Here is a 14,273-nt window from a genome sequence, read left to right on the forward strand (position 1 = left end):
GCCGGCTGGGCAGCGCCAAAGAGGGCGCTCTGTTGCTGGTTCAGTCATTGACTCCGTCGTAGCAGGAACTTAACCTCGCCCTCCAAGAGAGCGCTCTCTCAACCTCCTGTCCCCCGATCCCGCACCCCCGACACTCCCCACTCCGGAGGAGCCTCATGACACTCCCGATTCGGGGCCACACCCCCGACGGCAGTCCGTACCCCGCCTCCCCCAGCGCGACATCCCGCCGCACCCGGGTACGCGCCGCCGTGCTGGCGGCGGCCACCGTCCTCGCCGCCGGCGTCGTCGGTGTCGTGGTCAGTACCGGCAACGCCCAGGCCGGGACGGTCGGTGCCGGCAGCTTCACCGAGACCCTGCCCGCCGGCCGTAACCTCCCCCAGGGCTGCGGCCAGCTCAGCGGCAACCCCCGGCAGTTCGTCACCGCCGACGCGCCCCCCGGACCCGTGCCGACCAACGACTGGTGGTCGTCGCTGCTGTGGAAGAAGTTCGACTGCGCCTACAGCGAGAACCTGCACGCCCACCCGCTGTCGTACGACACGTTCAACAACGGCATCGGACTGTCGTACAACACCACCCCGTCGATCAGCGGCGCCACCACCGGGGTCGCGGAGTTCCACTACCCGTACGCCGAGGACATTCGGGTCGGGGTGGTCGGGCTCGGTGCGCCGACCGTCAATGTCGCCGGCTGGACCGACTGGACGGTCACGCCGTACTGGAGTGACGGCGTACGCAGCATGAAGGCCACCATCGGCCACGGCCTGCCGTTCAGCTACTACCAGATCACCGGCGGCAACGCCAGGATCACCGGCACCACCACCGCGCCCGTGGTCTGGTCGAACAGCGGCGCGACGATCGGCTTCAGCATCGGCACCGACAACTACGTGGCGTACGCGCCGACCGGGGCCACCTGGACCGTCTCCGGCGGCGTCATCACCTCGTCGCTGGCCGGCAAGGGGTACTTCTCGGTCGCGGTCCTGCCCGGCGGTGGCGACCGGCAGCAACTGGCCGCCGCGTACGGCAGGTACGCCCACGCCCACATCACCGGTACCCGGCTCGGCTACACCTACGACCAGGCCAGCGGCGCCCTGAACACGACGTACACGTACACCACCACGCCGCGCGAGGGCACCGAGACGAAGACCGTGGTGTCGCTCTACCCCCACCAGTGGCGTCACCTGACCGGGGCCACCCCGATCCAGCCCACCTACGTCTCGGCCCGGGGTGCGATGAAGACCCTCACCGGGGTGTCGTCGTTCACCACGACCATGAAGTACACCGGCGTGCTGCCGGAGGTCCCGGCGGTCGCCGACTCCGCCGGTGCCGACCTCACCACCATCCGGAACTACCTGATGGCCGAACTCGCCGACCCGGCGAAGTACCAGGGTGAGGACACCTACTGGAACGGCAAGGGCATGGGCCGTGCCGCGCGGATCGCCGAGATCGCCGACCAGCTCGGCATGCTCGACGTACGCAAGGCCGCCCTGGACGCCATCAAGAACAAGCTCAACAACTGGCTCACCGCCAGCCCCAACGAAGTCAGCCAGATCTTCTACTACGACAAGAACTGGGGCACCCTGATCGGGTACCCGGCCTCGTACGGCTCGGACATGGAGCTCAACGACCACCACTTCCACTACGGCTACTTCATCGCCGCAGCGGCCACGGTGGCCAAGTTCGACCCGGCCTGGGCCACCCAGGGGCAGTACGGTGGCATGGTCGACCTGCTGATCCGGGACGCCAACAACTACGACCGCAACGACACCCGCTTCCCGTACCTGCGTGACTTCGACATCTACGCCGGCCACGACTGGGCCTCCGGGCACGGTGCCTTCTTCGCCGGCAACAACCAGGAGTCCTCGTCTGAGGGCATGAACTTCGCCAACGCCCTGATCCAGTGGGGCCAGGCGACCGGCAACCGGGCCGTCCGGGACGCGGGCGTCTACATCTACACCACCCAGGCCGCCGCGATCCACGAGTACTGGTTCGACGTGCGCAACGAGAACTTCCCCGCCCAGTTCAACCGGGCCACGGTGGGCATGGTCTGGGGCGACGGCGGTGCCTACGCCACCTGGTTCTCCGCCGCCCCGGAGATGATCCAGGGCATCAACATGCTGCCGGTGACCGGCGGTCACTTCTACTTCGGTGACTACCCGTCCTACGTGACCACCAACTACGAGGAACTGCTGCGCAACAACAACGGGAACCCGCCGAACGTCTGGCAGGACATCGTCTGGCAGGACATCGTCTGGGAGTTCCTGGCCACCGGTGACGGCGACCGGGCCCTGACCGCCTTCCGCAACAACTCGACCTTCCCGAGCGAGGAGGGGGAGAGCAAGGCGCACACCTTCCACTGGATCCGCAACCTCGCGGCGCTCGGCAGCCCGGACATCACGGTGACCGCGAACCACCCGCTGGCCAAGGTCTTCAAGAAGGGCACGGCGCGCACCTACGTCGCGTCCAACATCACCAACCAGGCGCTGACGGTGACCTTCTCCAACGGCACCACCCTGAACGTGCCGGCCGGGAAGACGGTCACCTCCGGTGCGCACACCTGGAGCGGCGGCGCCGCCACCGGTGGTGTCCCGTGGGGTGACACCCCGCCGACGACCCCGCCCACCACGCCTCCGACGACCCCGCCGACCATCCCGCTCAGCCCGACGCGGTACCTGCTGTCCGGTGGTGCGCTGGGCGGGTCGGCGGGTGCGGCCGGTGAGGTGTCGGTGGCTGCGGCGAACGGTAACCACGACGGGGTACCGGCGAATGCGCAGGTGTTCACGGCGTCGGGGTTGACGGGTGGGTACAGCGGCGGGGCGACGTCGTTCGATCTGTTCGTGGATGCCGGTACCGGGGTGGGTAACGGTGTGCAGGCGCGGGTGTCGTACGACCTGACCGGTGACGGCACCTTCGACCGGGTGGAGACGTACCACTACTTCGCCACCGATCCGGTCGGCGGGTGGGAGCACTACCGGAACACCCAGGGGCTGAAGTCGGCGACCGGCGCGTTGGGCGATCTGGTCAACGGTTCGGTGAAGGTGGAGGTGTGGAACGCGATCGGTTCGGCGGCGACGAAGGTGGCCGTGGGTGACGCCTCGAATGTCGTGCTGCCGTACACCGGCACCAGCCCGACCCCCACCGGTGGACCCTTCTCAGGCACCATGTACCCGCAGGGCAGCACGCTGTCCGGCCAGCAGGGTGCCGCCTCGACCGCGACGATCAGCGCGGCGAACGGCACCTGGGTCGGCTCACCGCACAACCCGCTGGTCTACACCGCCATCGGGGTCACCGCGAGCTACTCCGGTGGGCAGACCGCCTTCGACCTGTACCTCGACGCGGGTGGCAACGTCGGTAACGGCACCCAGGTGCGGGTGTCGTACGACCTGACCGGTGACGGCACCTTCGACCGGGTGGAGACGTACCACTACTTCGCCACCGACCCGGTCACCGGCTGGGAGCACTACACCCAGGCCCGGGGCCTGCACTCCGGTGTCGGCACCCTGGGCAACCTGGTCGGCGGCACGGTGAAGGTCGAGATCTGGAACGCGATCGGCGGTACCAGCACCAACCTCGGTACCGGTAACCAGTCCCGGATCGTGCTGCCCTACACCGGCTAACCGGACGGGCCGTACCACAGCGCCCCGGCCGTCGCTGCCGCTCCGCCTGTGCGGACCGGCCGACGACCGGGGCGCCACCGTCGTACCTGCCGGGGTCAGCCCGCCGGTGGTGGCTCCGCATGCGGCGGCAGCAGCACCGACAGCACCCGGGCGTACGGCCGGAAACCGGCCCGGTCGTACAGCCGGCGGGCCGGGTTCCCGTCCGCCACCGACAACCCGAGCGTCGGCAACCCGGCTTCCCGGGCCCCGCGCAGCGCGTGGGTGAGCAGTGCCCAGCCGAGTCCCCGACCCTGGGCCCACGGTGCGACCGCGATGTTGAGGATCCAGCCACCGCCGTCCTCGACCCAGGGCACCGGCCCGGCGCACAGGACATGTCCGGCGCTGCGCCCGTCGTCGCCGGTGAGGACAGCCGAGGCGGACAGCAGCGGCGGGACCGGATCCGCACTGTCGAACATGGCCCGGACCTGCCGGGTGTCATCCGGCGTCCACCCGCCGTCGGGATGTCCCGGTCCGTACGCCGCCGCGAGCGCCCCGCCCAGGTCGTCGTCCCAGACCGCGGGGGTCAGCGACCAGCCGGCGGCAGGTGCCGGCGCCTCCGGCACGTCGGCCAGGTCGTGCCGGGCCTGGGCGGCCACGTCGGCCGGGTCCGCCCCGGGCAGTGGGCGCAGCTCGGCCGCGACCGGTTGACCGTCGTCGTCGCGGGGGCGGAACCGGGCCAGCGGAACGCCGCCACCGGTGGACAGCAGCGACCAGCCGGGTTGTCCGACGTCTGGGGTTACGGGCATCCGGGCACGGTAACCGCCGGACAGGACCTGCTCCACCGAGTAAACGGGGCGCGGGTCGCCGCCGGAGGCTGGCGGGTAGGGCAGCGGCGGCTGGCGCGGCGCCCGGCCCATGGACCATCATTGATCACGTTGACGTCCGATACGGTCCGACCGGGAGCTGCGGTGCGGGTTTCGTTGGTGCAGGTGGAAAGCCCGGCCGGGGAACCGGTCGCGGCCCGACGCGAGCGGGTCGGCCAGTTGGTGGCCGAGGCGCGCGGTGCGGACCTGGTGGTGCTACCCGAGCTGTGGGCGCCCGGGTACTTCGCCTTCGACCGCTACCCGGAGCTGGCGGAGCCGCTGGACGGCGACACCGTGCAGGCCGGGCGGGAGTGGGCCCGGCGACTCGACTGCCTGCTGCATCTCGGCAGCGTCCTGGAGCGCGACACCGACGGCCGGCTGTACAACACGGCACTGCTCATCGACGCGACCGGCGAGATCGTGCACCGCTACCGGAAGATCCACGTCTTCGGCTACCGGTCCCGGGAGGCGGAGTTGGTCACCCCCGGTCAGGGCGTCACGGTGACCCGCACCGCGCTCGGCCGCACCGCCGCCACCACCTGCTACGACCTGCGCTTTCCCGAGCTGTGGCGGGCCCTGGTGGACGCCGGGGCGGAGACGGTCGTGGTACCGGCCGCGTGGCCGGCGGCGCGACGCCACCACTGGCGGCTGTTCACCTCCTGCCGGGCGGTCGAGGAGCAGATCGTCCTGTTCGCCTGCAACGCGGTCGGTACCCAGTCCGGGACGGTGCTGGGCGGGTACAGCCGGGTGGTCGACCCGTGGGGTGAGGTCCTGGTAGAGGCCGACGACCGCGAGGGGATCACCTCCTGCGAGGTGGACCTCGACGTGGTCACCCGGGCCCGGACGGAGTTCCCCGTGCTGCGGGACCGTCGCCTGGGCCGGCCTTCCCCCGGTTCCGCCGGGGATGAACGCCCCGACACCTTCCCGTCCACCCACTAGGCTGGTCCGGTCGGGAGGAGCAGGATGGCGGAGGCGACCGCGACGGACGTCGCCGGGGCCGGCGTGGGTAGCCCCGCCGGTGCCGACCTGCCCGAGGAGAGCCTCGGTGAACGGATCCGCCGCCTGCGGGTGGACCGGGGGCTGACCCAACAGCAGATCGCCGAGCCCCGCTACACCCGGGCTTACCTGGGGGCGGTCGAGTCCGGTACCCGTACTCCCAGCGCCCCGGCCCTGGCCTACATCGCCGACCGGCTCGGCGTGCCGGTCGACGACCTGCGGTTCGGGCGGCCCGCCGGTGCGGTAGCGGACCTCACCGCGCAGCTCGCGGCGGCCCGCCGTGCGCTTTCCGCCGGGGGACTGGACGTCGCCGAGCGCGCCCTGGCCGACATCCGCCGCCGGGCCGACCACTACCACCTGGCCGAGGTGAGCGGCTGGGCGCGGTACTACACCGCCGAGGTGCACCTGCACCGGGGCGAGGCGTCGGCCGCCGCGCAGGGCTACGACCAGCTGGCCGCAGACCTGCCCGACGGCGCGCCGGCGCTGTACGCGGCGGTGCTGGCCCGACAGTCGTACTGCCAGCTGGTCGACGGGAACGCGCCCCGCGCGGTGGCGATCCTCTCCGACGGCCTGCGGGTCCTGCGCTCGGCGCCACCGGTGGACCCGGACGCCGAGCTGCGCCTGACCAACGCGTTGATGTACACCTTCCTGGAGCTGAGCTGGCGCTACCAGGCCCGCCGGTTGGAGCGGGAGGCGATCGCGCTGCTGCCCCGGGTCACCCAGGGGGAGTGGGTGGCCCAGTTCTACGCGATCGCCGGGCAGCTTCGCCGCGACGGTGAACTCGACGAGGTGGAGCGCTACCTGGCCGAGGCGGGACGCCGGTACGCCGAACTCGGCCTGACCCGGGAGATCGCCCTGTGCCACTGGGCGCGCGGTTACGTGCTGCGTCGGGCCGGACGGCCCGGTGCGGCCGCAGCGGAGTTGCAGCGGGCCCGGGAGATCCTCCGTACTGTCGGCGCGGTGCTCGACCACGCCGGGGCGACCCTGGAACTGGCGGAGGCCCGCCGCCGGGAGGGGGCCCTGGACGAGGCCGGCCGGCTGGCCGAGGAGGCCGCCGGCACGGCTGCCCAGTGCCGGCACCGGGAGGCCATGGCCGAAGCCGATCGGGTACTTGGGCTGGTACGCGCCGCGAAGGGCGACCACGACGACGCGCGACGGCTGCTGTCCCGGGCCATCGAGCGCTACGAACAGGCCGGACTGATGGGGGATGTGGTGGTCACCTGCCGCCATCTCGGTGATCTGCTGCGGGAGCAGGGCCGTACCCGGGACGCCGCAGCGGTGCTGCGGCGTGGCCTGCGGGCGGGGGAGCGACTGCGGTGAGCGTGACGGTGCCGGGACCCGAGCTGGGCGCCCGGATCCAGCGGCTGCGCGCTGCCCGGGGGATGACCCAGCGGGCGCTGGCCGAGCCCCGGTACACCGCCGCCTACGTCTCCGCCGTGGAGAGCGGCCGGCGGGTGCCCTCCGGTGACGCCATCGCCCACTTCGCCGACCGACTCGGGGTCGCCCCGGTCGAACTGGTCACCGGGCGCTCGCCGGCCGAGGCGGTCCGGCTCCAGCTACGGCTGGTCGAGGCGGACTGCGCCGGCGTGACCGACCCGGCCGGTGCGGCGGCCTGCTACCGGGAGGTGGTCGCGGCGGCGACCGCGCTCGACGACGCGGTGCTCGTCGCCCGGGCCAGACTCGGGTTGGCTGACCTGGCATTGAGGCAGGGCGACACCGCATCGGCTGCCGCACAGGTCGAGCAGGCGGAGGCGCTGCTGGCGCAGGCCCCGCCGCATGTCCGTGCCGAGGCGGTGGTGGTGCGGGCGGAGGTACTGAGCCGGGGCGGCGATCCCCGCTACGCCACCTGCGTGGTGGCCGAGACCAGGGACGGGCTGCTGCGCGAGGGCTATCCCGATCCCGCCGCGCTGCTCACCCTGCACGCCGGGCTCGCGGTGCTGCACAGTGAACTCGACGACGAGCAGGCGGCGGCCGAGGCCGCCGAGGCGGCGTTGACCCTGGCGGTGCTGGCGGATCCGGCCCGGGTGGTCGCCCTGCACCGGACCGTGGCGGCCACCCTGCTCGCCGGGGGCCGCACCGCGGCGGCGGCGACCGCCGCTGAGCAGGCCCGGCAGGCGGCCCGCCAGGTGGTGCTGGGGGTACGGTTGGCGTCCTGCCATCGGGCGCGGGGGCGGGGCCGGTGGGCGGCCGGTGACGTCGCCGGGGCGTTGGCCGATCTCGCCACGGCGTACGCCGCGCTCCAGGGCACCGGCCAGGTGGCGCTGGCCCGGGACACCGGGGTCGAGTTGGCGGAGGCGTACCGGGCGCTCGGGCAGCCGGAGCAGGCGAGTGCGTTGGTGCGGGAGGCGCTGGATTCGGGTGACGACGGCCCCTGGCTGGCCCGGGCGGCCCGGGTGCAGGGCCTGCTCTGCGCCGACACCGGGGACCGGGCCGGCGCCGAGCGGCACCTGCGGGACGCGGTGCACGGTTACCGCACCTCCGGTCGGCGCCGGGAGTTGGCCACCACCGTGCTGCTGCTCGCCGACCACCTGGAGCGGTGGGACCGTCCGGAGGAGGCCCTCGACCTGTTGCACGACGGGCTGGGCGAGGTGGAACGGCTCGGGGAGCGGACCAGCGCAGCCTTCCGCTCACCCGAGCTGTGACCTGTCTGGCCTCAGGCGGTCGAGCCGGAGAGGAGGGTACCGGCCATGGCGCACCAGACCACGATGAAGACCACGTACATGATGGTGAACACCCAGCCGACCACGATGCCGGCGGTGGCGAGCTCGGCGCCCCGCTCACCGGTCTGGGCGATCTGGTCCCTGGCCCGGTTGCCGAAGTAGACGCCCAGCGGCGGAAAGACCATCACGGCGAAGACCAGGGACAGGATCGCGTACGTGTTCATCGGGGGTGCGTACGGGTAGGGCGGCGGGTACGGCGGTTGGCCCGGTGCCGGCCCGGGACCCGGTGCGGGCGGCGGCAGGTGCGGCGGCTGGTCGGTCAATGTCCACCTCCTGGGGACGGTTGTCCACAGTGTGTGACGGTCCCGCAAGCCGCTGGTCGGGGCTGTGCGTCTCTGCTGGTCGGCGGCCGCAGCAGACTAGCGATTCGCCGCCTGTCGAGCTGCACCGTCTGTGCGGCACGCGTGGGCCGGCTGCCCAGCCGGGGCGGCGGTGTCCGCCTGGCTCTGCCCTGACCAGCCGCACCACGTACTTCCAGCCGGTCAACCCGATCCTGGCGGCCTACGGGCTGACCCTGGTCACCTCCGGCAACCCGCAGCCCACGCCGACCCCCACCCCGACCGGTACCCAGCCGCCGGGCGGGACGACCTGGCAGGAGGGCACCACGTACGCCACGGGCGCGACGGTGACCTATGCCGGCCTGTCGTACCGGTGCCTGTAGGGCCACACCGCGCAGACCGGCTGGGAGCCGCCGAACATCCTGCGTTCTGGCAGCGCGTCTGAACGTTCCTCCTCCCTGGAAGGTGGACGGACCCGGTCAGTGTCGCCCGGTCCGTCCACTCCTGCGCGTCGGCCACGTGCTGCCTTTGCCGGGCCACCAGCAGAAACCTTGCGTACGGACATCGACACCGCTACATTCTGGAAACCCACCTAACAGTTAGGTTTGTTAATTAAAGCGCGGAGGATCTTCATGCGGCCAAGGCGTGCCCTGCATCTGTTGTCCGCCACCGCCGTGGGCTTACTCGCGGCATCCCTCACCCTCGTCATGGCCGGACAGGCCAACTCCGCCGAGGTCGACCACGCGGCCTGCCGCCCGGACGGGCTCTACCCGACCCCCGGCGTCACCGTGCCCTACTGCGACGTCTACGACACCGACGGCCGGGAGAAGCTCGGCGCCGACCACTCCCGGCGCATCATCGGCTACTTCACCAGCTGGCGGACCGGGAAGAACAACGCCCCCGCGTATCTGGCCCACCAGATCCCGTGGAACAAGGTCACCCACATCAACTACGCGTTCGCGCACGTCGACGCGGCCAACAAGATCTCCATCGGTACGCCGAGCGCGCCCAACAACCCGGCGACCACCATGACCTGGCCGGGCGTGGCCGGCGCTGAGATGGACCCGGCCTACCCGTACACCGGGCACTTCAACCAGCTCAACAAGTACAAGAAGCAGAACCCCGGGGTGAAGACGCTGGTCAGCGTTGGTGGCTGGGCCGAGACCGGCGGCTACTTCGACGACGCCGGCAACCGGGTCGACGCCGGCGGCTTCTACCGGATGACCACCACCGGCACCAACGGTGTCAACACCGCCGGCATCACCACCTTCGCCGACTCGGTGGTCACCTTCCTGCGCACCTACGGCTTCGACGGCGTCGACATCGACTACGAGTACCCCACGTCGAACAACAAGGCCGGCAACCCGCTGGACTTCGCCCAGGCCGACGCCAAGCGGGCCGGGCTCAACACCTCGTACCAGGCGCTGATGCGCACCCTGCGGGAGAAGCTCGACGCCGCGGCGGCCGCCGACGGCAAGTACTACATGCTCACCGTGGCCGCCCCGGCCTCCGGATGGCTGCTGCGCGGCATGGAGTCCTTCCAGACCCTCCAGTACCTCGACTACGTCAACATCATGTCGTACGACCTGCACGGCTCGTGGAACCACTTCGTCGGCCCGAACGCCGCCCTCTACGACAACGGCGACGACGCCGAACTCGCCTCCGGCGGCGTGTATGGCGCGTACAGCGGCATCGGCTACCTCAACACCGACTGGGCCCACCACTACTTCCGGGGTGCCATGCAGTCCGGCCGGATCAACATCGGCGTGCCGTACTACACCCGGGGCTGGCGCGGTGTCACCGGCGGCACCAACGGGCTCTGGGGCCGGGCGGCGCTGCCCGACCAGACCAAGTGCCCACCCGGCACCGGCAGTTCGGTCGGCTCGACGACCCCGTGCGGCAACGGCGCCGTCGGCATCGACAACCTCTGGCACGACCTGGAGAACGGTCAGGAGGTACCGGCCGGAGCCAACCCGATGTGGCACGCCAAGAACCTCCAGGACGGTCGAGCCGGCAGCTACCGGGAGGCGTACGGCCTGACCCCGGCGACCGACCCCACCGACCAGCTCTCCGGCACCTACACCCGGCACTACTCGGCCCCGCTCGTCGCGCCCTGGCTGTGGAACAGCCAGAAGCAGGTCTTCCTCTCCACCGAGGACGAGCAGTCCCTGGCGGCCAAGGCCGACTACGTGCTGGCCAAGGGCATCGGCGGCGTGATGATCTGGGAGCTGGCCGGTGACTACGCCTGGGACGCGCAGCGCGGCGAGTACTACATGGGCAACACCCTGACCAACCTGCTCTACGACAAGTTCAAGGCCGGCACCCCGTACGCCGCCACCAAGGCCGGCCGGGCCATGCCGACCTCGACGCTGAACGTCGGCGTCACCATGGGCGGCTTCGCCCTCGGCGACAACAACTACCCGATCAACCCGGAACTGCGGCTGACCAACAACTCCGGCGTCACCATCCCGGCCGGCACCCAGTTGGAGTTCGACTACCCGACCTCAGCCCCCGGTACCCTCGGTCAGCAGTCGGGCTGGGCACTGACGGTGGTCTCCACCGGCCACACCGGCAGCAACGCCGGCGGGCTCAAGGGTGACTTCCACCGGGTACGGCTCAACGTGCCGGCGGCCATCGCACCCGGTTCGTTCGCCGAGGTGACCCTGAACTACAGCCTGCCGATCGCCGGCCCGTCGAACTTCACCCTCAGCTTCGGCGGTACGACGTACGCCCTGGCCGCCGACCACGCCCGGGGTGGGGTCGCGCCCTCACCCACGCCGACCGGTACGTCGTCGCCCACCGGGTCGCCGTCGCCGACCGGCGGTACCTGCTCGGCCCCCGCGTGGAACGCGGCGACCGCATACACCGGTGGCCAGGAGGTCTCGTACGGCGGACGCACCTGGCGGGCAAAGTGGTGGACGCAGGGTGAGACCCCCGGCCAGGCCGGCGTCTGGGAGGACCGGGGTGCCTGCACCGGCACCAACCCGACCGCGACGCCGACGAGCACCGTCTCGCCGACCCCGACCGGCGGCACGGGCTGTGCCACCGTCCCGGCGTGGAGTGCGGCCACCGCCTACTCGGGCGGGGCAACCGTGCAGTACAACACCCGCCGCTACCGGGCGAAGTGGTGGACGCAGGGTGAGACCCCCGGCCAGGCCGCCGTCTGGGAGGACCAGGGCGCCTGCTGAGAGAGCCGCCGGACACGCCGCTTCCCACCGGCGTGTCCGGCACCGGTGCTCCCCTGCCCACCGCCCGGTCCCCGGTGGGCAGGGGAGCCGCCGTCCGACAAACGTCCACGACAGGTGGACGGGTTGAAGGAAGCTGTCTTCCATCGTGGAGTGTGACCTCGATCCGTTGGCGCATGTCAGTTCCAATGGGCCCATGCCGACGCGCCTTGGCAAGCCGACCACCGGACACCGGCAAAGGCCTGGCCCACCTGCCCCCAGGCGTTGGAGAGCCGCAGGCCAGGCCGCGATCAGCCCTCGATCGTGGCGTCCCGCCCGACGGAGACGGGTTCCCGGCGGGCCGATCGGCGTCAGACGCCGCCGGTGGCGACTCTGGGTTGCCGTCGGGGGCACCCTGTCGGTGCTGCTGTTGGTGGTCGTCGGCCCGCACGTGAGCGGAATCCTCGACCTGCTCCGCCTCTGGTGGGACGGAAAACTCCCCGATGACCAGGTCGTGGGGGGCTTCCCCATGGTCTGGGTGGCACGGTTCGGTAAGGGTCTCCAGATCGCGGCCGGCATGGTCGTCGTTGTCGATCTGCTGACCGCGAACTGGTTGGCGCGCTGGGCCAACCACGCCTCCGTCCGGGCGAAGCAGCGCGGCATCATCGTCCGGCACCACATCTGGATCTACAAGATCCGTCAGGACCTTGTGCATGTGGTGGCATATGGTCCGTCCAGTAAGAGGGAATATTTGCGGTATTCGCCGCCGGACAAGGTGCCCCGGGGTCTTCCGCTGACCCTGGCTGCATACCGGGACTTCCACCGGGATGTCGTCAAGCAGGTCGAGCGCGAGCATTCGTGCGACGGGCAGTCGCACCCTGCAATGTGCATCGCTCAATCAAAACTCGTCGATCACTGCATCGACGAGCTTGCGATGGGACGCATCGCCGCGAGCGAGCGTGCCGCTGTCGCCGACTACTACCATCATCTTGGCGGGCGTGAATTCTTTCCCTGGCTGATCACTTTCTCTATCGCCTTACCGCTCTGGATTGGCGTCGTTGCTGCCAGCCTGCTGTCATGGGAATGGTTGGCGCAAGATCGGGATCTGCTATTCGTGTCTGTGCTCCTTCTGGGGGTTCTCCCGCCGGTGGCTATTTCTTTCATTGCTGTTCACCCGCTAGTGCAGCTCAAGTGGTACCAGTTGCACAAAGTTCTGGCTGATTTCCTTGTCGAGCAGGCGAAGAAGTCGCCGCCGTTCCGCGCAGCGAAGCTGTTTGCTCTGGGTGTGTTCCTTGTCGGCGCTGCGCTGGACCTGCTCGCATCGTGACAGTGATGACGTGGTCGCAACAAGGGTCTGGTAGATGTCGATATTTGAAATGGTGGGGCGGAGTGTAGCCGACGTGTCGTGCGCATCTTGAGGGTGGCGGTGGTGTGATGTCAGATTGTCGTATGTCGCCGACTTGCCGCCCCGACTCCGCTATCGGCGAGCATGGCAACAGACTACTCAGGATGATCTTTGAGTCTGCCATCGCTGCTGCGGCCCCGGCCATCCTTCACGTCGAGGGCGAACAAACCGCCTGGAACGAACACTGCGCCGGCAGTGAGCCGTTACTCGGAACGGCTCACTGGCGTCCAAATAGATGGGCTTCTTGGCGTCGCGCATAACACCACCGCAAATAGCGCGAGCATCACGCAAGGCATCTGGGAAATCACGTTCAGTACGCGCTGTTGTCAGCGGACAATCCAGGCGACGCTGGACAATCCTGACTGGCGGGTCCACCGGGTTGCCAGATTCTCCAACCGTCGCCCAAGTAATCTTTTGTCAGGCGACAGTTGGAGAATCTGATGAACAACGCGAGCGGGCAGCAGCGGAAGCACACTGCCGAGAGCTTCGCCGCTGAACTCAGGCGCAGGATCAGGGAGGGCGTGAAAGGCTACGAGGCTGGCGCAAAGCTCCCCACACTTCGCGAGTTCGCCGCCAACGGCGAAGAGAACGTCGCACGCGGCGTTGCGGAGAAGGCCATCGACCGTCTGCGAGCCGAAGGGCTGATCGAGTCGCGCCGAGGTTCCGGCAGCTACGTGCGGGCGAGTCGCATCCCTCGGACCTCACCGGGGAGGCTGGCGCCGGAGCAGTGGGGGCGCGGGCTGTCGATCCAGGCGTACGACTCGGCGAATCCGCCGAAGGCCGTGGACGTGACGGTGGGCGATGTCGTGCCGCCGGCACAGGTCGCCGACGCCCTTGGGGTGCAGCCCGGTGACGTGGTGTTGTCAAGGTATCGCCGATATGTCCGGGACCGGCGCTCCGTTCAGATCGCTACCGCCTACCTTCCGGCAGACCTGACCCGTGGCACTCGCATCGAGCACACCGACACCGGTCCCGGTGGGACGTACGCCCGACTCGCCGAGCAGGGATTTGGACCGACGAGGTTCGTGGAGCGGGTCATCAGCCGCGCACCCACGCCCGAGGAGATCAACGGGGTGGATGGCCGGGAAGGACTGGGCCTGCGCCGGGAAGGCAGTCTCGTCTTCGAGATCACCCGGCAGGCCTACGCCGGAGACCGCTGCGTCGAGGTGTCCCTGATGGTGCTCGACGCCGAGATGTACGAGCTGGTTTACAGCTTCCCCGCTTCTTGAATGCCCCTAGGCTCAGGGCTGAGCCCTA

9 protein-coding genes are annotated in these 14,273 nt (G+C 70.2%); 7 read left to right on the forward strand and 2 right to left on the reverse strand.

The annotated features are described in order from the left end of the window. Positions 1 to 155 precede the first annotated feature (155 nt). A complete protein-coding gene (locus V6U90_RS21520; protein WP_334439528.1) occupies positions 156 to 3,611 on the forward strand; it encodes a glycosyl hydrolase in 3,456 nt (1,151 codons plus the stop codon). 95 nt (positions 3,612 to 3,706) lie between these two features. Here the strand turns inward: V6U90_RS21520 and V6U90_RS21525 are convergent, their stop codons facing one another. Further along, a complete protein-coding gene (locus V6U90_RS21525) occupies positions 3,707 to 4,396 on the reverse strand; it encodes a GNAT family N-acetyltransferase (RefSeq protein WP_334439531.1) in 690 nt (229 codons plus the stop codon). A 162-nt stretch (positions 4,397 to 4,558) separates the two neighbouring features. Here V6U90_RS21525 and V6U90_RS21530 point away from each other — a divergent pair, with 162 nt between their 5' ends. From V6U90_RS21530 to V6U90_RS21540, 3 genes are read left to right on the forward strand one after another with little or no spacing between them, the layout of a single operon-like run. Beyond that, positions 4,559 to 5,392, forward strand: coding sequence for a carbon-nitrogen family hydrolase (locus V6U90_RS21530; RefSeq protein WP_334439534.1), 834 nt, complete (start codon positions 4,559 to 4,561; stop codon positions 5,390 to 5,392). A 24-nt stretch (positions 5,393 to 5,416) separates the two neighbouring features. Continuing rightward, positions 5,417 to 6,769, forward strand: a complete 1,353-nt coding sequence (locus V6U90_RS21535) for a helix-turn-helix domain-containing protein (protein ID WP_334439537.1) — start codon at positions 5,417 to 5,419, stop codon at positions 6,767 to 6,769. Beyond that, a complete protein-coding gene (locus V6U90_RS21540) occupies positions 6,766 to 8,091 on the forward strand; it encodes a helix-turn-helix transcriptional regulator (RefSeq protein WP_334439540.1) in 1,326 nt (441 codons plus the stop codon). The genes V6U90_RS21535 and V6U90_RS21540 overlap by 4 nt, the downstream gene beginning before the upstream one ends. Before the next feature lie 11 nt (positions 8,092 to 8,102). Here V6U90_RS21540 and V6U90_RS21545 read toward each other — a convergent pair whose 3' ends face one another. Further along, positions 8,103 to 8,333: a DUF4190 domain-containing protein gene (locus V6U90_RS21545; protein ID WP_334439543.1), complete on the reverse strand. Its 231-nt coding sequence runs from the start codon at positions 8,331 to 8,333 to the stop codon at positions 8,103 to 8,105. 773 nt (positions 8,334 to 9,106) lie between these two features. Between V6U90_RS21545 and V6U90_RS21550 the strand changes: the two genes are divergently transcribed. The 3 genes from V6U90_RS21550 to V6U90_RS21560 all read left to right on the forward strand — a co-directional run bounded on the left by V6U90_RS21550 (position 9,107) and on the right by V6U90_RS21560 (position 14,245). Further along, positions 9,107 to 11,635, forward strand: a complete 2,529-nt coding sequence (locus tag V6U90_RS21550) for a chitinase C-terminal domain-containing protein (protein WP_334439546.1) — start codon at positions 9,107 to 9,109, stop codon at positions 11,633 to 11,635. Between the two features lie 397 nt (positions 11,636 to 12,032). Beyond that, complete coding sequence (locus V6U90_RS21555; RefSeq protein ID WP_334439549.1) at positions 12,033 to 12,938, forward strand: hypothetical protein; 906 nt, start codon at positions 12,033 to 12,035, stop codon at positions 12,936 to 12,938. A 518-nt stretch (positions 12,939 to 13,456) separates the two neighbouring features. Further along, positions 13,457 to 14,245 (forward strand): GntR family transcriptional regulator, encoded by a 789-nt coding sequence (locus tag V6U90_RS21560; RefSeq protein ID WP_334439551.1) that lies wholly within the window; start codon positions 13,457 to 13,459, stop codon positions 14,243 to 14,245. Positions 14,246 to 14,273: the final 28 nt, after the last annotated feature.

The sequence above is a fragment of the Micromonospora sp. CPCC 206060 genome (assembly GCF_036906895.1).
GTDB lineage: Bacteria > Actinomycetota > Actinomycetes > Mycobacteriales > Micromonosporaceae > Micromonospora.

What these genes read in the sequence shown, in the direction of transcription:
- V6U90_RS21520 (WP_334439528.1), top strand. Translation starts at nt 156, where the DNA reads ATGACACTCCCGATTCGGGGCCACACCCCCGACGGCAGTCCGTACCCC.
- V6U90_RS21525 (WP_334439531.1), bottom strand. Translation starts at nt 4,396, where the DNA reads ATGCCCGTAACCCCAGACGTCGGACAACCCGGCTGGTCGCTGCTGTCC.
- V6U90_RS21535 (WP_334439537.1), top strand. Translation starts at nt 5,417, where the DNA reads ATGGCGGAGGCGACCGCGACGGACGTCGCCGGGGCCGGCGTGGGTAGC.
- V6U90_RS21545 (WP_334439543.1), bottom strand. Translation starts at nt 8,333, where the DNA reads ATGAACACGTACGCGATCCTGTCCCTGGTCTTCGCCGTGATGGTCTTT.
- V6U90_RS21560 (WP_334439551.1), top strand. Translation starts at nt 13,457, where the DNA reads ATGAACAACGCGAGCGGGCAGCAGCGGAAGCACACTGCCGAGAGCTTC.